This window comes from Herbaspirillum sp., from assembly GCF_035644555.1.
Classification (GTDB): Bacteria; Pseudomonadota; Gammaproteobacteria; order Burkholderiales; family Burkholderiaceae_D; genus Herbaspirillum.
Genome location: NZ_DASQOH010000007.1, coordinates 101347 through 121341 on the forward strand (window position 1 = coordinate 101347; position 19995 = coordinate 121341).

The window sequence follows — 19995 nt, forward strand, 5'->3', positions numbered from 1 at the left end:
GATCAGAACGCGAAGCAGCTGCAACCCAACGCGCCCCAGAAGCCGGCGAAGTTGGAGACCGGGACGCTGGACTTGCGCGCCACATCGTGGGAGTGACCATGCACACCGCAGGAGCCGACGCAGGCGTGCGGCAGGGTCGCCTTCTTCTGGCGGGCGGCATCGGTCTTGGCGACGGCGCGGTAGTGACCCGGCACCTTGGCCACCGGCGACCATTCCGGCAACACCGGGATCTCGCCCGGGCCATGCGAGGAAAATGCCCCGGTCCCATAGACCACCTTGCCATCGACCACGGTCATCACCGATTCGATGCTCTTGATCTCGTCTTCATGCACGCTGAAGAAGTCGGCCGACAGCACCGCCAGGTCAGCCAGCTGGCCGGCCTGGATGCGACCCTTCTTGGCCTGTTCGCTGGAGAACCAGGCGCTGCCGGCGGTCCACAGTTCCAGCGCGGTCTCGCGCGGCAGGCGGCCCGCTGCGCCGTACAGCTTGGCGCCACCGACGGTACGGCCGGACACCAGCCAGTACAGCGCGGTCCAGGGGTTGTAGCTGGCCACGCGGGTGGCATCGGTGCCGGCGCCGACCGGCACGCCCATTTCCAGCATCTTGGCGATCGGCGGAGTATGCTCGGCCGCCTCCACGCCATAGCGGTCGATGAAGTATTCGCCCTGGAAGGCCATGCGGTGCTGGATGGCAATGCCGCCGCCCAGCGCCTTGACGCGCTCGATGTTGCGCTCGGTGATGGTCTCGGCATGGTCGAACATCCAGTGCAGGCCATCGAAGGGGATGTCGCGGTTGACCTTCTCGAACACGTCCAGCATTCGCGAGATCGACTCGTCGTAGGTGGCGTGCAGGCGGAACGGCCAGCGGTTGGAGACCAGATGGCGCACCACCCGCTCCAGTTCTTCTTCCATGCCATCGGCCAGGTCAGGGCGCGGCTCCAGGAAGTCCTCGAAGTCGGCCGCCGAGAACACCAGCATTTCGCCGGCGCCGTTATGGCGCAGGAAATCGTCGCCGTCACCCGGCTTGACCATGCCGGTCCATTTCTGGAAGTCCGCCAGCTCGGCGCCCTTGCTCTGGGTAAAGAGGTTGTAGGCGATGCGGATGGTCAACTGACCATCGGCGGCCAGCTTGTTGATGATCTGGTAATCATCGGGGTAGTTCTGGAAGCCGCCGCCGGCGTCGATGGCGCTGGTCACGCCCAGACGGTTCAGTTCGCGCATGAACTGACGGGTGGAGTTGACCTGGTATTCCTGCGGCAGGGTCGGGCCCTTGGCCAGGGTGGCGTACAGGATCATGGCATTGGGACGAGCGATCAGCATGCCGGTCGGATTGCCCGAGGCATCGCGCACGATCTCGCCACCCGGCGGATTGGGGGTGTCCTTGGTATAGCCGACTGCCTGCAGCGCAGCGCGGTTGAGCAGCGCACGGTCGTACAGGTGCAGCACGAAGACCGGGGTATCGGGTGCAGCGGCGTTCAATTCCTCCAGGGTAGGCATGCGCTTCTCGGCGAACTGGAACTCGGTCCAGCCACCCACCACGCGTACCCATTGCGGATGCGGGGTGCGCGCCGCCTGGTCCTTCAGCATGCGCAGCGCATCGGCCAGCGAGGGCACGCCTTCCCAGCGCAGTTCCAGGTTGTAGTTCAGGCCACCGCGGATCAAATGCAGGTGGGAGTCGTTCAGGCCGGGGATGACGGTACGTCCGCCCAGGTCGATGACCTTGGTCTGGGCCTGCTTTAGACGCATCACGTCGGCGGCGCTGCCGACTTCGAGGAATTTGCCACCACCGATGGCGACGGCCTCGGCGATGGGGTTTTGCTTGTCGACGGTATGGATCTTGCCGTTCAACAGGATCAGATCGGGGGTAACGCTGGCTGCGGTCGTCATGGAGGCTCCGGACATAGACAGGGACGATGGAGAGTGAAGGTGGCGAATCGCGCATATCGACGCCGACGCGGATGTGGTGAAGAGGCTCGCGTGCCGGTCGTCCCATGCGCTTTTATTGGTGCTGGCAGTGTGCAAAAACGCCGTGCCAGCGTCTAGCTATACGAAAAGATAATGGCAGCGCCACGCCCTCTTGCCTATGATCGCCTCCGGCAGCCTCACTCCCGGCTGCCCGCGTGGCCCGCGCCGCGTCTCCCCGCCGCCGGGCCACCACACTCCTCCACACATTACCCACCTACGGAATCATCATGACCATCAATTCCAAACTCGAAGTGCTGACCCCGCAAAACAGCCAGCTCATCATCATCGACCAACAGCCGCAAATGGCTTTCGGCGTGCAATCGATGGACCGTCAGGTCCTCAAGAACAATGTCGTCGCCCTGGCCAAGTCGGCCAAGGTGTTCAACATCCCCACCATCATCACCACCGTCGAAACCGAAGGTTTCTCCGGCTACACCTATCCGGAACTGCTGTCGGTGTTCCCCGAGCACAACGTGCTGGAACGCACCTCGATGAACTCCTGGGATGACCAGAAGGTGCGCGACGCCCTCAAGGCCAACGGCAAGAAGAAGGTGGTCGTGGCCGGCCTGTGGACCGAAGTCTGCAACAACAGCTTCGCCCTGTGCGCCATGGCCGAAGGCGACTATGAAATCTACATGGTGGCCGACGCCTCCGGCGGCACCTCCAAGGAAGCCCACGACTACGCCATGCAGCGCATGATCCAGGCTGGCGTGATCCCCGTCACCTGGCAGCAGGTGATGCTGGAATGGCAGCGTGACTGGGCCCGCAAGGAAACCTACACCGCCGTCATGGACATCGTGCGCGAGCACTCCGGTGCCTACGGCATGGGCGTGGACTATGCCTACACCATGGTGCACAAGGCCGAGCAGCGCCCGCACGGCAACCAGAAGATCCTGGCACCGGTTCCGGCCAAGTAAGACGATCCGTCCTCGCCGCCGTCGTGCCGGCCCCTCCACGGGCCGGGGCGCGGCGGCGCGACATCTTCACGAGGAGCCGGGCCATGTCCGCTTATCTGATTTCACTGGGCGCCGGCATCCTGATCGGCGTCTTCTATGCACTGTTCAAGGTGCGCTCACCGGCGCCACCGGGCATCGCCCTGATCGGCCTGCTCGGCATGGTGCTGGGTGAACAACTGATCACTGGGATCGGCCACCTGTTCGGCGGCTGATCCGGGAGTCTCCATGAAACCCTATCTGATTTCCCTGTTGATGGGCATCCTGGCCGGCCTGATCTATGCCGCCCTGCACGTGCAGTCGCCGGCCCCGCCCATCATCGCCCTGCTGGGTCTGCTGGGCATGCTGATCGGCGAACAGCTGGTACCGATCGTCCGCCGCAAGCTCGCCGGCGAACCGCTGACGGCCTCGTGGTTCCACCGCGAGTGCATTCCCAAGATCACGGGTACGCCGCCGCCAGAACAGAAATGAACACCGGCACGCCCGGCCGGCTCGACCGCCGGGCAGCGCCCCCGGTTTCATCCGGCCACAGAGCCAACGTCCGCCAGGACGCATAACACTGACGCATCTCCTGCGACGCTGTCTGAGCAGCGACTTTTCCCGCGCGCCGCCGGATGAGCAGCGCGCAGCTGCGCCGGCCCGCGCCAATGGCCGACGCGGGCAACCCCGGCATCGCGCCGCCGACCGTGCGCGGAGCCGATCTTGGCTGACGATGATGAGCGAAGGGGAGAACACGCCGTCACCGCACCGCCCCGTCGCGGTGATCGATGACGACCCGGGAGTACGCGCTGCCTTGTGCAACCTGCTGGATTCGGCCGGGCACCGCAGCTGCAGTTTCGATGCCGGCGAGGATTTCCTGGCCAGCGCCTGCCTGGCCGAGGCATGCTGTGCCATCGTCGATCTCGACCTCAGGCAGATGGGGGGCTTCGAACTGGTCGAGCAGCTGCTGCGCCAGCGGCCGGATCTGCCGGTGCTGTTCATCTCGGCCCAGGTCACGCCGCCCCAGCGCATGCGCGCCAACTCCCTGGGCTTTCCGCTGTTGGCCAAGCCGGTCGACGCCGAGACCTTGCTGGTGCTGCTCAACGCCACCCTGCTGTACGGGCGCAGTTGAGCAGCTGCGGCGGGGATACGGCACAATACGGGACTGGCGCCTCCCAAGCGGTCCAGTCCAGCCTGCCCTCGCCACCCTTCGCCCGGAGTCCCCTTGCCGTCCCTCCCCTCCTCTCCCGACGATCAGGATGCCTTGCTGCAAGCCTTGCGTCACCTCGGTGCGATCCTCGATCCGGATCGCCTCAAGGCGGCCATCACCCATACGCTGTGCCGGCTGGCCGGTGCGCGACGCTGCCTGCTGGTGCGTCACCGGGCCGGGGTACCGCTGATCGAGGCCGAAGCGCGCAGCGCCGACGCCGGTGGCCATGACGGCATCAGCGACCGTGTCGCCAGCACCACCGAACTGGCCGACGCCGCCCTGTCGCTGTCGCTGCTGCACCAGGGTGCGCAGCAGGGCTGGCTCTACCTCTACTACGACACCCCCCCGGCACCGCCCCTGGCGCATCTGGCCGGCCAGATTGCCGCCCACGCGGCAGTGGCGCTGTCCAATGCGGACGCCCATGCGCAGTTGCAGCGGGACAACCTGCAACTGCTGTGCATCGAACGCGAACTGCGTACCAGCCAGGAACTGCTCAAGCAGGGGGAGCGCTTCAACCACACCGGCAGCATGCGCTACCTGGTGCGCGAAGACCTGATGTTCTGCTCCGATGAATTGTGTCGTATCTATGGCCTGGCACCGGGCCGCAACTGCATCACCTACGACGAATTCGCCGCGCTCATGCATCCGGACGACCGCCATGAAGTGATCGACACCGTCAACGCCGCCGTCGCCATGGGCGGCACCATCCGCGTGGAACACCGCATCTGCCGCCAGGATACCGGCGAGGTGCGCTATCTGTCGGGCATCGGCAAACCGGTCTGGGTGGACGGCACCTTCTTCGAATACATGGGCACCGCCACCGACATCACGGTACGGCGCCAGGCCGAGTATGCGATCCGTGCCGCCCAGATCGACATGGAGCGGGTCTCGCGTGCCACTACCGTGGGGCAGCTGACCGCCTCCATCGCCCACGAAATCAACCAGCCACTGATGTCCATCGTCTCCAACGCCGGCGCCAGCCTGCGCTGGCTGGACCGTCCCGCGCCCGAACTGGAGCATGCGCGCGCCGGGCTGCGCGATATCATCTCCGAGGGCCAGCGAGCCGCCGGCATCATCCGTGGCTTGCAGGATCTCACGCGCAATGGCGAGCCGGCGTTCACGCGGGTCAACCTGCATGCGCTGATCCGCCATGTCCTGATGCTCTCGCGCAGCGAGCTGGAGCGGCGCGAGGTGGCGCTGAACCTGGCGCTGAATCCGGTGGATGTGTATGTGCTGGGCGACCTGGTGCAGTTGCAGCAGGTGATGCTGAACCTGGTGGTCAATGCCCTCGATGCCATGGACGGCGTACCGGAAAGGGGACGTACCCTGAGCATCAGTGCCAGCTGCTGCAACGAGCAGCGGGTCGAGGTCAGGGTCCAGGACAGCGGAGTGGGAATCGCGGCCGAGGCGATGTCACGCATCTTCGATGCCTTCTACACCACCAAGGAAAACGGCATGGGCATGGGCCTGGCGATCTGCCGCTCCATCATCGAAAGCCATCGCGGCCGCCTGCTCGTGAGCGCCGCCCCCGCCAGGGGCAGCAGTTTCAGCTTCGACCTGCCGCGCGTCCCCTGAACAGGCGTGCGGTCAGCGCTGGCTGCGCCGCCAGGCACCCGGCGTGGTCCCAGCCACCTGCGTGAAGACGCGGCTGAAATGGCTCTGGTCGCAGAAATCGCAGGCCAGGGCAATCTCCGCCAGTGACAGCTCGGTATGGCGCAGGTACTGGCGCGCCATCTCCACACGCTGCACCAGCAGCCACTGGTGCGGCGTATGCCCGGTGCTGGCCTTGAAGGCGCGCAGGAAATAGCTGGCCGACATGTTGCACTCGCGCGCGATCTCGGGAATGGAGACCTTGTCCTTGTCCTTTTGCAACAGCATCTGCTTGGCCCGCTCTTCATGCACCCGCGACAGCCGCACGGTACGCGTGCAGGGCGCACAGCCTCCGCCGTAGTGATGCAGCAGATGGGTACCCATGGCCACGCCGAGCTGGTCGATGAACAGCAGGCTGTCCGGCCCGGGATGGGCCAGCGCCGGCGCCAACGCGCAAGCCAGGTGCGCCAGCACCGGATCGGAGCGACCGGTCACGGTGCACAGGCCGTTGACGCGCCCGCCGCGCAGGTCGTCGCTGGCGGCATGGAACCACGACAGCGGCAGCTCCACCAGCAGGAAATCGAAGGGGCCCTGCAGGTCGGCCCGGTAGTCCTCGGAAAAATCGCGGGTATAGACCGCGCCGGCGCCGAAGTCGAATTGCGCCGCCTGACGCCCGCGGAAGATGCTGCGCCGGTGCTGCGGCGCCATCGAGATGCCGACCAGGAAGCCCCGGTCCGAGGGTGGCGTATGCACCTGGGACCATTCCCTGCCCTCCACCCGCTTGCGATAGAAACTGAAGTCGCTGCCCTGCAGCTCCTGGCTATGCCGCAGACTCCCGGCGGAGCAGCCGAGGGAATCACTGCGCACGGCGATGGAAGTCATAGCGCTCACTGAAGTCATGGACGACCTCGTTGCAGTCGGGAAAATCGGAACGACGCACTGGCGCCGCCTTTGCGGATTCTACACAGGGCCGGCCGCCAGGTGTGTACATCTGTGCGTTGCCGGCCGCACGTGACTATGACTTGCGCGCCGCCTCGTCCAGCATGGCCTGGCCCACCGCCACGTGTCCCCGCGTCAGCAGCGCCTGAGCGGCACCACTGATGTCGCGCACCTCCTTGTTCTGGCTCAGCTTGCGCTTGCCTTCCAGGCGCGTGATCTCGATCTCGATGCCGACGATGGCCTGCAGCAGGGTGTCGGTGAATTCGACGGGCGCATCCGACATCTTCCAGGGTTTTTCTTCCGCAGCTTCATGCGTGCGCGTCAGGCGCGCCACCACGCCACGCAGGTAGCGCTCGTCGTCGCGGATGGTGACCCGGCCATGGGCGTGCGCCACCATATAGTTCCAGGTCGGCACCTGGCGATGCGCTTCATGCTTGCTGGGGTACCAGCTGGGCGAGACATAGGCGTCACCGGCCGAGAACACCACCAGCACGGTGTCGCCATCGGCCAGTTCACGCCACAGCGGGTTGGCGCGTGCCACGTGCAGGTGCAAGTGACCCAGCGCACCCTGGGCCGTATCCAGGTGACACGGCAGGTGATTGGCATCGAGCCCGCCGGCGGTATGCGAGACCAGCACACCGAAGGGATGGGCGATGATCAGCCGATGCAGTTCGGCGGGGTCGGTCTGGGCGAAGTGGGCGGGGATGTACATGGCGTTCCTGGCGATCGATAGCACACTATTGTATGACAACTCCCCACGCCCTCAGCGGACCCGGGCGGCCGGGCCGGGCGGCACGTCCAGCGGCAGGGCCGAACTGGGCAGGCCGAAGATACGATCAAACAGCAGATTGAACAGATAGGTGTAGGTCATGAAGAACACGATCAGCCCGAAGTCCAGCACCAGCGCATCCCACAGGCCGATCTCCAGCCACCAGGCGAACAGCGGCACCAGCATCACCACCAGCCCGCCCTCGAAACCGATGGCGTGCGCGGCACGGCGGGCGAAGTTGCGGCCACGCCGGGGCTGACGCGCCTCCCAGCGCTCGAACAGACCATTGAAGATGAAATTCCACAAGAAGGCGATAGTCGAGGACGCCACCGCCACCGCCGAGGAATGGGCGCTGTCGTGGCCGGCAAAGACCGTCAGGCCTACCGTGGTGAAGACGATGGCCATGCCTTCGAAGAGGCTGGCATAGACCAGCTTGCGTTTGAAACCTTGCATGGATGCTCCTGTTGCGAGACCCGGCTGGCCTCGGAATGGAAAGCATTCTATGATGATGTTTTTGATAGAAGAAATCGGCTTCTTTCAGTTTTTTTGATAGGTAGACCGGCTTCCCGCAACCGGACCCCACCATGGCTTTCTCCAGTGACAACGTCAAGGTCTTCCTGGCCGTGCTCGACAGCGGCTCATTCTCGGCCGCCGCGCGCATGCTCGGGCGGGTACCTTCCTCGGTAAGCATGACCATCAGCCAGCTGGAAGCGGAACTGGACCTGCTGCTGTTCGACCGCACCGCGCGCGACGCCCGCCCCACCGAGCAGGCGCGTGCGCTGGAGCCGGATGCGCGGCTGCTGGCCAGCACCCTGCGCCAGCTCGATGCGCACGCCCTGGCCATGCATCGCGGGCTGGAGCGCAAGCTGACCCTGGCGGTGGCACCGGAACTGCTCTCGGTGCCCTGGGCGCGGCCGCTGGCGGTGCTGGCCGAGGAATTTCCTTCGCTGGAGGTGGAAGTGCTGTCCTCGCCGCAGGCCGATGCCATGCGCATGCTCTACGACGATACCGCGCAGCTGGCGCTGGTGTTCGAGCGCCATGCGGGCAACGATCGCGAAGCCTTCCAGGAATTCAGCAGCGAAATGATGGTGGCGGTGATCGCGCCGGAGCACCCGGCCCGGCTGCGCAAGAAACGCAAGCTGCGCTACGAGGACCTGTACGACATCCGTCAGATCGCCGTGGCCAGTCGCGATGCCCGCATCTCCGACCCGCGCTTCTTCCTGGCGCGCCACATCTGGCGTACCGACAACCACCTGGCCACGCTGTCGCTGGTCCGCGAAGGCCTGGGCTGGGCCTACCTGCCGCACAGCCTGGTGCAGGCGCAGATCGAGGCCGGTACGCTGGTGGTGATCGACTTCGACAACATCAGCAATCAGCAGCGCATGTGGGTGGATGTGGTGTGGAGCAAGGATCGCCCGCTCGGACTGGGCGCACAGCGCTTCGTGGCGCTGATGCGCGAGATGGCCCCCAGCCGTCGCAAGCGCAAGTAGGGCGGCCGGCTCGCGGGCCGGCCGGGCCGGTGCGGATCAGCCGATGAGCTTGGCTTGCCCCTTGGCCGCCAGCAGTTGCACCAGCAACTGATCGCGTTCGGCGGCAATGGCCGCCGAGGTCTTGCCGGCCATCTGCTGGTCCACGCCGCTGCGCAGGGTGGCCTTGAGGGAATCGGTGATGGCCGGCGTACCGAGGTCGGCCCACCAGCTCTCGATGGGTGGCCCCAGGTGATCCAGCATGTGCTGGATGCCGCCTTCACCGCCCGACATGTGCAGGTTCAGGAACGGCCCCATCAGGGCCCAGCGCAGGCCCGGACCGTAGGCGATGGCGGTGTCGACATCCTCGGTACTGGCCACGCCCTGCTCGACCAGATGGAAGGCCTCGCGCCACAGCGCCGCCTGCAGGCGGTTGGCGATATGACCCTTGACCTCCTTGCGCACGTGGATGGCCTTCTTGCCGATGGCGGTATAGAAGTCCAGCGCCGCCTGCACCGCCTCGGGCGAACTCTGTTCACCACCAATGACTTCCACCAGCGGGATCAGGTGCGGCGGATTGAAAGGATGGCCCAGCACCACCCGGCCGGGATGGCGGCAGGCGGCCTGCACCTTGCTCATCAACAGACCGGAGGAACTGGAAGCCAGTACCACGTCGGCCGGCAGTACCGCGTCCATGCGGCGGAACAATTCGATCTTGAGGTCTTCGCGCTCGGGGCCGTTTTCCTGGACGAAGTCGGCATCGGCCAGCGCCTCCTCCAGCTGCGCCGAAAAACGCAGGCGCTGCATTGATGCGCCAGGCGCCAGCCCCAGCACTTCAAGGCTGGGCCAGTGCCGCGCCACCGCAGCGCGCAGTTTCTCTTCGGCGCCGGGCATGGGATCGGTGGCCGACACCTCCAGGCCCTGTGCCAGGAAATAGGCGACCCAGCTGGCGCCGATGACACCGGTCCCGACCACCGCCACGCGGTGCACACCGTGCTTGCCGCGAATGGCCCCGGATGTTGCTTCTTGCATCTGTCTCTCCTCTTCTCGTCCTGATGGGCAATGGATTTAACCGAATAAAGTCGGAAATTCTCGATTTTATTCGAGGAATTTTAGCGAGATTCCCTTAAGCGTTCGGCTACGATTCTGTATAAATCATACAGAACAACACATCGGACAAGAATCCGTACCAACTCCAGGCGCTTCCCATGTTCTTGTACCTCCCATTCCTGCTGGTATTCCTGACCGTCCTGGTGATCGGACTGGGCTGGCGATCTCTAAGCAATAAGCTATGGTTGGCAAGCGTAGGCGTGGCCCTGTGGTGGCTCAACCATTACACGCAGGGCAATCTGGGGCTGGTGCTATGAGGGTCAGCGTCGAGATGGACCGCTCCATCGTCTTCACCCCCCGTGATCCGGTACTGCCGGGCGGGGTCTTCCTCAACTGTCTGTGTCTGCTGGCCGTGAGCGGCTGTCTGGGCCTGCTGCTGTACTTCAGGTGGGCTCTGGGGGAGCCGCCCTGCGACTTGTGCCTGCTGCAGCGCACGGGCATCATCCTGACCGGCATCGGCTTCATGTGCAATCTGCGCTTCGGGGTCAAGAGTCTGCACTACGGGATGGCAATGGTGGGCGCCCTGTTGACCGGCGTGAGCGCGTTGCGGCAACTGGTGGTGGAAGGCCTGCCGGGCCAGGAAGTGCAGGGCGCGACGCTGCTGGGCCTGCATTTCTACACCTGGTCGGCCCTGTTTTCGGTGACTGCACTGGTGATCATTGCGGCCGCGCTGGCCTTCAAGAGCGCCGAATACCCGGCCACCCTGCTGCTGTTACAGGCCGCGGAAAAGCCCGACTACCTGCGGCGCGTGCCTTGGGGCCGCATCGTGACCTGCGCGGGCTTCGCCGTGCTGGTGACGGCGCACCTGGCGTCCAGCCTGAGCGACTGCCATCGCCACGCCTGCGATGACGACCTGTTCGACCAGTTGCAACGGCGGCTCGGCGCCGCCATGACGTCACCATAAAAAAGCGGCGCCGCCGATCATCGGGGGCGCCGGTAAAAAACGACTCAAGACTATCGGGCCGGACCATGGATGGCCCGACCCCTGCTGCAGGATTCAGCGCATCAGAAGCGATGCTGCATGCCCAGCGACATGCCAAACTGGCTGTTGGCGAACCCGGCGTCGTCACGCGAGAGACCGACCAGCTGGTTGTTCTTGGCCTTGGCATAGGCCGTGCTCAGATACAGGTCGGTGCGCTTGGACATCGCATACTTCAGGCGCAGCGAGTACATGATCGGATCGGCATCGTTGGCCACGTTCTTGATGTTCTGGTAGTAGATGGCACCGATCACGCTCATGGCCGGCGTGAACTTGTAGGTCACACCACCCCAGATGAAGTCGCTGCGCAAATCGGTGGCACCTGAAGCCAGGCTCTTCTTGTAGTAGCGATAACCGAGGCTGAACTTCCAGGCGTCGGACAGCTGGTAGCCCGCTGCCAGGTGAGCGCTGGTGGCACGGTCATAGGCCACGCTGCTGGCGGTGGTGCTGTTGACGCGGTCATAGGTCGCGGCCACGCTGAAGGGCCCCGAACCCCAGCCCAGACCGACGCCGTACTTGGCGCCATTGCTGGTATCGCCGGCCACTTCGCCGAAGCCATACATGGCACCGACCTTCACGCCGGAGAATTCACCCTGGTACTTGACCAGGTTGGACACGCCGGTGGGCATGCCATCCTTGCGGCCGCCGGTGGCGCCGGCCGAGGTCACCCACGAATAGTTGGCCGAATAGCCCATGGGATCGAAGGGCAGGATGAAGTCATAGGTGGTCGAGAAGGAGCGACCCATGACCACACGACCGAAGCCGCCTTCCAGACCGACGGTGGACTGGCGGTTGAAGAGCTGGTTGGTGTCGCCATCGAAGCTGCCGGTGTCGAGCTTGAAGCCGTTTTCCAGCTGGAACACGGCCTTGAGGCCGCCGCCCAGGTCTTCCGTGCCACGGAAGCCGATGCGGGAGGTGTTCATCATGCCCGAGCTCAGGCGCACGACGTTGTTGCCGGCGGCGTTGGCGTGGTTGACGAATTCCACGCCCGAATCGATCAGCCCGTAGACGGTGACCGACGATTGTGCCTGGGCGCCAGTGGTGGCGGTGGCGAGGGTAGCGAATGCTGCCAGCATGCTGGCGGCGAGGTGATTCCTTTGCACTGAGGTCTCCTTGGTTGAAAGCTTGGATGGTTTGCGTCGGCACGGGCGGGCCGTGCGACGTCTTCTGGTATTGCGCCCGGCCGCGCCGACGAGCCGGCCGGACGAGCGGGAGCAACGGCGGGTAGCCGTCCGCTCCCTTGCTTCATCGATGGGATGAACCGTTGACAGTCTGGGTGAGCTGCAGCGACATCAGCACGTCAGAACGCCCACAGCGCCTGTTCCGGCAGCGACAGCCAGTACTCGCCCTGCTCCAGACGCTGCGGCGCGTAGGCGCGCAGGCCGACCGCGCCGGCCGGGCCGCCCTCGACCTTGAACAGGCATTCCCAGCGGTCGCCCAGGTACATGCAGGTCGACAGTGGCAGGCGGATGGCATTGCCGGTCTGCTCGCCGGCGATGCGCACCTGTTCGACGCGGATGATGCTGGTCAGCTGCTGTCCCGGCTGGGCATCGTTGCGACCGCGCAGGGTCGCGACGGCGGTACCGCCATCGAGCTTGAGGGTCACGCGCTCGCCATCCCGGCTGACTACCTCGGCGGCCAGCTTGTTGTTGCTGCCCATGAACTCGGCGGTGAACAGGGTGTCGGGGGTCTGGTACATGCTCTGCGGCGTACCCTGCTGTTCGATGCGGCCATTGTTGAGCAGCAGGATGCGGTCGGAGATCGCCATCGCCTCGCCCTGGTCGTGGGTCACCATCAGGGCCGACAGGCCCAGGCGCACGATCAGTTCGCGCAGGAAGGCGCGGGCCTCCTCGCGCAGCTTGGCGTCGAGGTTGGAGAGCGGTTCGTCCAGCAGGATCACCTGCGGGTTGTAGACCAGGGCACGGGCAATGGCCACGCGCTGCTGCTGGCCACCGGAGAGCTGGTGCGGATAGCGTTCGCCCAGATGGCCCAGGCCCAGTTGCGAGAGCACCGCCTTGACGCGGGTGGCGATCTCGGACGAAGGCGTCTTGCGCAGCTTCAGGCCATAGGCCACGTTGTCGGCCACGGTCTTGTGCGGCCACAGCGCATAGGACTGGAACACCAGTCCCAGATTGCGCTCTTCGGCCGGCATCTCGAAGTTGCGGCTGCCATCGAAGACGCGGCGGGTGCCGATGTCGATGCTGCCGGCCTTGGGCGATTCCAGCCCTGCCACGGCGCGCAGCAGGGTGGTCTTGCCGCTGCCGGAAGGGCCCAGCAGGGCCACCACTTCACCGCGCTGCAGTTCCATGGAGACGCCCTTGAGAATGGGGTTGGCGTGGGCGCCGCTACCGTAGTCCAGGTGCAGCTCGTTGACGGAAAGTTCGCTCATGATGATTCCTTTGGAGACGCTTGCTTAAGGGGCGTCGGGCAGCCAGGCGCCCGACGCATGCAATGGATGGATTCGGTGGCCGGGATCAGTCGTGCAGCTTGACGCCGAAGCGCAGCGCAATGCCCAGGCCCACGGCCACCAGCGTGATGTTGATGAAGGACAGTGCCGCCACCAGTTCCACCGCGCCGGCCGCCCACATGGAGACGATCATGGAGCCGATCACCTCGGTGCCCGGCGAGAGCAGGTAGACGCCGGTCGAGTATTCGCGCTCGAAGATCAGGAACACCATCAGCCAGGCACCGATCAGGCCATAGCGCACCAGCGGGATGGTGACGTCACGCGTGACCCGGGAGCGCGAGGCACCGACCGCGCGGGCCGCCTCTTCCAGTTCCGGCCCGACCTGCAGCAGGGCGGTATTGATCAGGCGCAGGCCATAGGCCATCCACACCACCGAGTACGCCAGCCAGACCGAGAAGATGGTCGAACGCAGACCACGCAGCGCCGGGATGAAGCTGTCCACCAGCCACAGGGCGATGGGGTTGTCGATGCCCTTCAAGGCCGAATCCAGCAGCGACGGCACGAACAGGAACACCCACAGGAAGGACAGGCCGGCCAGCAGGCCCGGCACCGCACGCGGCACCAGCACGCTGTAGTCGAGGAAGCGGGTGATGCCATCCTGCTTGCGGTGCATGGCCAGGGCGATGGCGGTATAGCAGGCCACCGCCAGGGCGCCACCGATGACACCGATGAGCACCGTATTGATGATGCCGCGCACCAGCGAGGGCTGGTCCCAGACGTTGAGGAGGTTGTCCAGGGTCAGCACTTCCAGCAGGTTCACGCCGTCGCCCCAGTGCGAGACGAAGGTACGCAGGGCGATACCCGACAGCGGGATGACCACGGTGAAGAGCAGCCAGCCGGCGATCAGCGCGAACGCCACCCAGCGCCACTTGCCCAGCGGCAGCGCCTTCTGGCGCGCGCCCTTGCCCTTGATGGCGACGTACTTGTTAGCCGAACGCAGCAGCCAGCGCTGCATCATCACCAGCGGCATGGTCACCGCCACCAGGCACACGGCCACTGCGGCCATCAGGTGATAGGAAGGCGTGCCCAGCTTGTTGGTGAGCTTGTAGAGATAGGTCGGCAGGACCAGGTGACCTTCCGGATCGCCCAGCACCAACACCAGGCCGAACACTTCGAAACCGAGGAAGAACACCAGCACGCCCGAATAGGCCAGGGCCGGCGTGATCATCGGCAGCGACACGTTCAAGGCCACCTGCAGCGGCGAGGCGCCGGCCACGCGGGCCGCCTCTTCCACGTCCGAGCCCAGGCTCTTGAGCGCCGACGAGGCGTACAGGTAGACGTGCGGTACGTGGGTCAGGCCGGCGATGATGACGATGCTGGTGAAGGAATAGATGTTCCAGGGGTCGCCCTCGAAGCCGAATACCGACAGCAGGTTTTTCATCCACACGGTATAGAAGCCCACCGGTCCCATCGAGACCACGTAGCCGAAGCCGATCACCATGGGCGAAACGAAGATCGGCACCATCAGCGCCGGGGCGATCAGGCTGCGACCGGGCAGGTCGGTCCGCACCATCAGGAAGGCCAGCATGCCGCCCAGCGGCACGGCGATCAGCGTCAGGCCGGCGGCCAGGGTGAAGCCATTGATGAAGGCCTGGCGGAAGTCCGGATCATCGAAGATGAAGCGGTAGGAATCCAGGGTCAGCGTCTTCACCGGCGCGAAGAACGGCGCCGACAGGAAGCTCTGGTAGAAGATCAGCAGCAGCGGCACGAAGATGGCCAGGGCTGCCAGCAGCACGACCAGGCCGCGTGGCCAGTTCAGCCGGAAACGGCGGACTGGCAGGGCTTGCTCGCTGCGCGCTAGCGTTGTGGAGGTTTGCATGGTGCGCCTCATGAATAGGCAAATCGGGACAAAAGGGTCAGAACTGGCAAAGCGACGGCAATACCGGCCCCACGGAGCGGCTCAGAGGCGCTCCGGGAGAGCAATGATTCAGACGGATGGAACCTGGCTACGTCGATGACCCCGCCCGGACCTCCCCGGACCGGACGGGGCAGGGGCTTACTTCTTGGTGGCTTCCTTCCACTGCTTCAGGAAGTCCAGGCGCTTCTTCTGGTCCAGGTATTCCAGCAGTTCGGTGGAGACCGGCATGGGCTTGAGGGCCGCACCGAGCTGCTTGGTCAGTTCGGCCGAGGTAGTGGTACCGGTCACGTCGCCACGGATGGCGAACAGCTGCGCCTCGTTGGCGATGATGGTCTGGCCGCGCTTGGAGAGGATGTAGTCCACCCACAGCTTGGCGGCGTTGGTGTTCTTGCCAGCCTTGTTGATGAAGATCACGCGCGAGAGCACCAGGTTGTAATCCTTGGTGAAGGCCACGCCGATGGACGGGTCCTTCTTGGCGCGCACCAGGGCATAGGGGCCGAGGATGTTGTAGCCGATCAGGTTTTCACCGGAAGAGATGCGCTCCAGCATGGTGCCGGTGGAGGATTGCACGCGCGCCGCCACACCGCCCATGGCACGGGCGAAGTCCCAGAACTGCGGGTTGTACTTGAGGTCGTAGGTCATCAGGCTGAAGCCGACGCCGGATTTCTCGATGTCGTAGGTGGTGACCTTGTTCTTGAACTTGTCCTGCTTGCTGGTCAGCAGCTTGGTGAAGTCGGCATGCGACGTCGGCACTTCGGCCTCGGTGACCAGGCGCTTGTTGTAGACGATCGCCGCCGGCTCGAAGGTGGTGCCGTAGGCGGTGTCCTTCCAGTTGGCCCAGGCCGGGACGGCAGCCGCTTCCGGCGACTTGTAGGGCAGCGCATAGCCTTCGGCGGCCAGCTTGACCTGCAGGTCCATCGAGGCCGACCACATCACGTCGGCGGTGGCGCCACCGGCGGCCGCTTCGGAGATGAAGCGATTGTAGGCTTCGGTGGAATTCATGTCGTTGTACTCGACCTTGACGGCCGGATAGAGCGCGCTGAAATCCTTGATCAGCGACTCGGCCGCCTTGGAGTCGGTGGTGCTGTAGATCACGACCTTGCCTTCCTTCTTGGCGCCTTCGATGATCTTGGCGTAATCGGCCGGATAACCGGCCGGTGTATCGGCGTGGGCGAGATTGGTCAACGCGACGGGCAAAGCGAGGGCCAGGCCGAGCGCAATGCTCAGGCGACGTTTGTGCAACATGGATTCTCCTTGATGATGAAAATGGCCGGCACCGGCAAGTCCGCAGAGAGCGCCTGACGACGCCTGCACACCCGCACTGTCAACGCACCAGGCCCAACTCCTGCGACTGCTTGCGATATCGCGCCACGGTCTGCGCGATGTAATCCGAAAGCGGCTTGCCGGTCATGGCAAAGGGCTGCAAGCCGCCGGTGCTGCGCTGGCGATCGAAGGCCGGATCGGCCATCGCCTGATCGAAATAGCGCACCCAGCGCCGGTAATCTTCCTCGCTCGTGTGCGGACTCATATAGAAGCCGCGGATGATGGGCCACACCACGGCGTAACCCTGCTCGCGCGCGGTGGGCACCGTCTGCAGCGGTCCCGGCAGGCGCTGTTCGGACAGTACCGCCAGGATGCGCACCTTGCCTTCGGCGATGAAGTGGGCGGCTTCCGAGGCATCGCCGGAGATCACCTGCACGTGCCCGGCCTGCAGGGCCGCAAACGAATCGCCGCCACCTTCCAGCGCCACGAAACGGAACTGGCGCGGCGCGATGCCGGCGTGCTGGGCCAGCATCGCCATCTTCAGCCAGTCCTGGCTGCCTACCGTGCCCGACAGGCCGATGGTGACCGCCGCCGGATCCTTGCGGATGGCTTCCAGCAGCTGCTTCAGGCTGCGCCAGGGCGCATCGCTGCGTACCGCAATCATGCCGTGGTCGATACCAACCCCGGCCACCCAGCGCACATCACCGACATCGGCGCGACCATATTTGCCTTGCGCCAGTCCCAGCAGCGAACCACCCGAAAAGGCCACCAGCGAATCCGCGCCGCCGCGCCGCTGCGATACCACCGAGCCCCAGGCCACGGCGCCGATGCCGCCCGGCAGGTAGCTGAGCTTGACGTCCTCGCCGCGCTGCTGCTCCTGCATCACCCGCCGCAACAGCTTGCACGAGGCATCCATGCCACCGCCAGGCTTGGCCGGCACGATGCATTCCACCGCCAGCGCGCACGGCGCCACGCATGCCAGCAGACATGCGGCCAGGAAGCAGCGCCAGCGGATCGCCTTCATGGCGTTCAGCAGCACGCGGGATGCGGTACGGGACGGACGATGCCGGCAAGGCCGACGGACAGGGCGGTCATGATGTGTCTCCTGCATGATCTTTTTTGATATGGGCGCATCGTACAAGAAAAGCCTTTCAGCCGGCTTTCAGTAAAGCTTGCAATGCGGCTTTCTCTCCACAATGGCGGCTACGCGTTTTCCGCAATTGCTGCGCCGGCCGTTTCAAAGGGCGGCGCCCTTCTGTTAGCATCCGCGCTGGAGACAAGCCGCACCGGACCGACATCAATAAAAAGGCAGCATCATGCGCATCCTGCTGGTCGAAGACCATATCGAACTTTCCCGCTGGCTGGCCAAGGCCATGCGCGACGCCCACCTGACCGTGGAATGCGCCCATAACGGCGCCGATGCCGACAGCCTGCTGTTGACGCAGGACTACGCGCTGGTGATCCTGGACCTGACCCTGCCGCGCATGGATGGACTGGAAGTCCTGAAGCGCATGCGCGCCCGTGGCAGCCGCACGCCGGTGCTGATCCTGACCGCGCGCGGTGGCCTGGCCGATCGCGTCAGCGGCCTCAACCTGGGCGCCGACGACTACCTGGCCAAACCCTTCGAACTGGAAGAACTGGAAGCCCGCGTGAAGGCCCTGCTGCGCCGCTCGCAGAGCCACGAAGCGGTTACCGTCACCTGTGGTGCGCTCAGCTTCGACACGGTCTCGCGCACCTTTACCTATGGCGGTGAACTGCTGGCGCTCACGCCGCGCGAGCATGCCGTGCTGGAAGCGCTGATCGTGCGCCATGGGCATACCGTCCCCAAGGAAAAACTGTTCCAGCAGGTGTTTTCGCTGGACGACAATGCCAGCGTGGATGCCATCGAGATCTATATCCACCGCCTGCGCAAGAAGCTCGAACGCGATGGCGCCGGCAAGGTCGGCATCACCACCCTGCGTGGCCTGGGCTATCTGTTGCAGGCAGTGTGATGGCAACCGCGATCCGGCGCCTGGGCAACCTGCGCAGCCAGCTGGTGCGCTGGCTGCTGATCCCGTTGACGCTGCTGGTGGCGGTGGATGCGGTCTCGGTCTACTACAACGCGCTGGAAGTGGCCGATCTGGCCTACGACCGCTCGCTGCTGGCCTCGACCCGGGCGCTGGCCGAGCGGGTCTCGGTAGTGGACGGTCACGTTACGGCCGACGTGCCCTACGTGGCGCTGGACAGTTTCGAGACCGACAACCTGGGCCGCATCTACTACAAGGTCACCGGCTTGAAGGGTGAGCTGGTGTCGGGCTACGACGACCTGCCGCCGGTGCCGGCCAACGTCAAGCGCTCGGAGATCTATCCGGCGCTGGTACGCTTCTATCAGGCCGACTACCACCAGCAGCCGATCCGCATCGCCGCCCTGCTGCAGCCGGTGTACGACGACAGCATGCGCGGCATCGCCCTGATCCAGGTCGGCGAGACCATGGAGGGACGCAACGGCATGACGCGCAAGATCCTGTTCGACACGCTCTGGCGGCAAGGCACGCTGGTATCGGTGGCGGCGTTGCTGGTGTGGTTCGCGGTGCGTTTCGTGCTGCGCCCGGTGATGCAGTTGAAGGGGGAGGTGGAGTCGCGCGCGCCGACCGACCTGTCCGGCTTCGACCCGGCGCTGGTGCACAAGGAAATGCGCCCGCTGGTGCTGGCCATGAATGGCTACATGGGCCGGCTGCAGGCGCTCATCAGCGCACAACGGCGCTTCATCGCCGATGCCTCGCACCAGTTGCGCACGCCCCTGACGGTCTTGAAGACGCAATCCGAACTGACCTTGCGCGAACTGCGCCGTGAGCGCCTCGATGCCGGCGAACTGCGCGACCTGGTCGAGGGCATGGCGCGCACCACCGACTCGGCCGTGCACCTGGCCAATCGCCTGCTGACCCTGGCACGCGCCGAACACGGTGCGGCCGAAGGCGGCACCATGCGCGTCTCGCTCACCGATGCGGCGCGCCAGGTGGCGCTGGAACTGTCGCAGCAGGCGGTGCTGCGCGGCATCGTCCTGGCCTTCGAGGAAGAAGGAGACATCGGCATCCCGGCCAATGCCCTGCTGCTGCATGAACTGATGGTGAACCTGCTGGACAATGCGATCCGCTATACCCCGTCGGGCGGCCATGTGATCCTGCGGGTGCGCGCCGCCAGCGCGCCCGGCCAGCCCACCGGCGCATTGCTGGAAGTGGAGGATGACGGCCCCGGCATTGCCGAGGCCGAGCGGGAACGGGTGTTCGAGCCTTTCTATCGCGCCGGCGCTACCCAGCACGTCAACCCGGGCGGCACCGGCCTGGGCCTGTCCATCGTGCGCGAGATCGCGGCCATGCACCGCGCCAGCGTGACGCTGGACAGTCCGCGCCAGGGCAGCGGACTGGTGGTGCGGATCGCCTTTCCTGGCGTGGTGGAACTGCGGACCTAG

20 protein-coding genes are annotated in these 19995 nt (G+C 65.2%); 10 read left to right on the forward strand and 10 right to left on the reverse strand.

The annotated features are described in order from the left end of the window. Positions 1–2: 2 nt before the first annotated feature. A complete protein-coding gene (locus tag VE092_RS02950; protein WP_324873682.1) occupies positions 3–1886 on the reverse strand; it encodes an amidohydrolase in 1884 nt (627 codons plus the stop codon). A 305-nt stretch (positions 1887–2191) separates the two neighbouring features. Between VE092_RS02950 and VE092_RS02955 the strand changes: the two genes are divergently transcribed. The 5 genes from VE092_RS02955 (at position 2192) to VE092_RS02975 (ending at position 5681) form a co-directional block, all read left to right on the forward strand. Continuing rightward, a complete protein-coding gene (locus VE092_RS02955) occupies positions 2192–2881 on the forward strand; it encodes a hydrolase (protein ID WP_324873684.1) in 690 nt (229 codons plus the stop codon). Between the two features lie 83 nt (positions 2882–2964). Continuing rightward, positions 2965–3132, forward strand: coding sequence for a DUF1427 family protein (locus tag VE092_RS02960; RefSeq protein WP_324873686.1), 168 nt, complete (start codon positions 2965–2967; stop codon positions 3130–3132). Positions 3133–3145: 13 nt separating this feature from the next. Beyond that, positions 3146–3388 (forward strand): DUF1427 family protein, encoded by a 243-nt coding sequence (locus VE092_RS02965; protein WP_324873688.1) that lies wholly within the window; start codon positions 3146–3148, stop codon positions 3386–3388. 241 nt (positions 3389–3629) lie between these two features. Beyond that, positions 3630–4028 (forward strand): response regulator transcription factor, encoded by a 399-nt coding sequence (locus VE092_RS02970; protein ID WP_324873690.1) that lies wholly within the window; start codon positions 3630–3632, stop codon positions 4026–4028. A 93-nt stretch (positions 4029–4121) separates the two neighbouring features. Beyond that, positions 4122–5681, forward strand: a complete 1560-nt coding sequence (locus VE092_RS02975) for a sensor histidine kinase (RefSeq protein WP_324873692.1) — start codon at positions 4122–4124, stop codon at positions 5679–5681. A 12-nt stretch (positions 5682–5693) separates the two neighbouring features. On the opposite strand, the gene VE092_RS02980 is transcribed toward VE092_RS02975, so the two are convergent. The 3 genes from VE092_RS02980 to VE092_RS02990 all read right to left on the reverse strand — a co-directional run bounded on the left by VE092_RS02980 (position 5694) and on the right by VE092_RS02990 (position 7857). Further along, the gene (locus tag VE092_RS02980) at positions 5694–6596 is read right to left on the reverse strand and encodes an AraC family transcriptional regulator (protein ID WP_324873694.1); all 903 of its coding nucleotides are present in this window, start codon (positions 6594–6596) and stop codon (positions 5694–5696) included. A 115-nt stretch (positions 6597–6711) separates the two neighbouring features. Next, positions 6712–7347 (reverse strand): FMN-binding negative transcriptional regulator, encoded by a 636-nt coding sequence (locus tag VE092_RS02985; RefSeq protein WP_324873696.1) that lies wholly within the window; start codon positions 7345–7347, stop codon positions 6712–6714. 51 nt (positions 7348–7398) lie between these two features. Beyond that, a complete protein-coding gene (locus tag VE092_RS02990) occupies positions 7399–7857 on the reverse strand; it encodes a PACE efflux transporter (protein WP_324873698.1) in 459 nt (152 codons plus the stop codon). 131 nt (positions 7858–7988) lie between these two features. Here VE092_RS02990 and VE092_RS02995 point away from each other — a divergent pair, with 131 nt between their 5' ends. Continuing rightward, positions 7989–8894 carry a LysR family transcriptional regulator gene (locus tag VE092_RS02995; RefSeq protein ID WP_324873700.1) on the forward strand — a complete coding sequence of 302 codons (906 nt, stop codon included), beginning with the start codon at positions 7989–7991 and terminating at the stop codon, positions 8892–8894. Between the two features lie 36 nt (positions 8895–8930). Here the strand turns inward: VE092_RS02995 and VE092_RS03000 are convergent, their stop codons facing one another. Then, positions 8931–9902 (reverse strand): 3-hydroxyacyl-CoA dehydrogenase NAD-binding domain-containing protein, encoded by a 972-nt coding sequence (locus VE092_RS03000; RefSeq protein ID WP_324873702.1) that lies wholly within the window; start codon positions 9900–9902, stop codon positions 8931–8933. A 176-nt stretch (positions 9903–10078) separates the two neighbouring features. Here VE092_RS03000 and VE092_RS03005 point away from each other — a divergent pair, with 176 nt between their 5' ends. After that, positions 10079–10237: a hypothetical protein gene (locus VE092_RS03005; protein ID WP_324873704.1), complete on the forward strand. Its 159-nt coding sequence runs from the start codon at positions 10079–10081 to the stop codon at positions 10235–10237. Next, complete coding sequence (locus VE092_RS03010) at positions 10234–10884, forward strand: disulfide bond formation protein B (protein WP_324873706.1); 651 nt, start codon at positions 10234–10236, stop codon at positions 10882–10884. The genes VE092_RS03005 and VE092_RS03010 overlap by 4 nt, the downstream gene beginning before the upstream one ends. Positions 10885–10985: 101 nt before the next feature. Here the strand turns inward: VE092_RS03010 and VE092_RS03015 are convergent, their stop codons facing one another. From VE092_RS03015 to VE092_RS03035, 5 genes are all read right to left on the reverse strand, one after another. Next, positions 10986–12062 carry a porin gene (locus tag VE092_RS03015; RefSeq protein ID WP_324873708.1) on the reverse strand — a complete coding sequence of 359 codons (1077 nt, stop codon included), beginning with the start codon at positions 12060–12062 and terminating at the stop codon, positions 10986–10988. Positions 12063–12259: 197 nt separating this feature from the next. Continuing rightward, on the reverse strand, positions 12260–13348 hold the full coding sequence (locus VE092_RS03020; protein WP_324873710.1) for an ABC transporter ATP-binding protein: 1089 nt from the start codon (positions 13346–13348) through the stop codon (positions 12260–12262). An 85-nt stretch (positions 13349–13433) separates the two neighbouring features. Continuing rightward, positions 13434–15245 (reverse strand): ABC transporter permease, encoded by a 1812-nt coding sequence (locus VE092_RS03025; protein WP_241813492.1) that lies wholly within the window; start codon positions 15243–15245, stop codon positions 13434–13436. Positions 15246–15422: 177 nt separating this feature from the next. Continuing rightward, the gene (locus VE092_RS03030) at positions 15423–16529 is read right to left on the reverse strand and encodes an ABC transporter substrate-binding protein (protein WP_324873714.1); all 1107 of its coding nucleotides are present in this window, start codon (positions 16527–16529) and stop codon (positions 15423–15425) included. Between the two features lie 79 nt (positions 16530–16608). After that, positions 16609–17571: a Bug family tripartite tricarboxylate transporter substrate binding protein gene (locus tag VE092_RS03035; RefSeq protein ID WP_324873813.1), complete on the reverse strand. Its 963-nt coding sequence runs from the start codon at positions 17569–17571 to the stop codon at positions 16609–16611. 292 nt (positions 17572–17863) lie between these two features. On the opposite strand from VE092_RS03035, the gene VE092_RS03040 reads away from it, so the two are divergent. After that, entirely contained in the window at positions 17864–18538 is a 675-nt protein-coding gene (locus VE092_RS03040) for a response regulator (protein ID WP_324873717.1), read from the forward strand. Beyond that, entirely contained in the window at positions 18538–19995 is a 1458-nt protein-coding gene (locus VE092_RS03045; RefSeq protein ID WP_324873719.1) for a sensor histidine kinase, read from the forward strand. Before VE092_RS03040 ends, VE092_RS03045 begins: the two co-directional genes overlap by 1 nt.